This is a genomic window from Nocardiopsis protaetiae (assembly GCF_045446735.1).
Lineage (GTDB): Bacteria > Actinomycetota > Actinomycetes > Streptosporangiales > Streptosporangiaceae > Nocardiopsis > Nocardiopsis protaetiae.
In genome coordinates, this window is the sequence record NZ_JBJJBV010000561.1 from 1 (window position 1) to 517 (window position 517).

Below are 517 nucleotides of genomic sequence, written 5' to 3' on the forward strand. Positions count from 1 at the left end.
AGGGAGTGAGTGAAGGTGGGGCTGGCGATTGGGACGAAGTCGTAACAAGGTAGCCGTACCGGAAGGTGCGGCTGGATCACCTCCTTTCTAAGGAGTCTTTTTCAGGCCAACACTTTTCCTATGGTTGGCCGGACTCGAAAGTGGACCTGGCACCCCCGGCCCCAGGTGGTCGGTGTGGTCGTCGGGATGGTTTGAAGAACTCATGGATCGAACTTCCTCCCGGGGGTCCTAGAAGCCTTGGGGGGCGCGCTGTTGGGTGTCTGAGGAAGCAACCCTCACCCGTGATGCCGGCTCTGCCGGTGGGTGTGGTGGTTGGTTCCCGCGGACCGCCTCTGAGAACTCTCGGTTCTTCCCGGTTCCCGTCCTCATGTTCGAGGGTGGGACAGGGGTTTGTCCCGAGTGGTAGCGGAGAACGCGGTTGGTGTTTTGATTTGTGAATAGTGTGCGCGAGCATCTTGTTATCTGTAGTGGCCAAGTGATAGTGGCACACGGTGGATGCCTTGGCACCAGGCGCCGA

The 517-nt window shown here is 59.4% G+C and carries 1 rRNA gene; it reads left to right on the plus strand.

From position 1 onward, the window contains the following. Positions 1-87, plus strand: a 16S ribosomal RNA gene (locus ACJOT3_RS34680); the annotation flags it as partial. Positions 88-517: the final 430 nt, after the last annotated feature.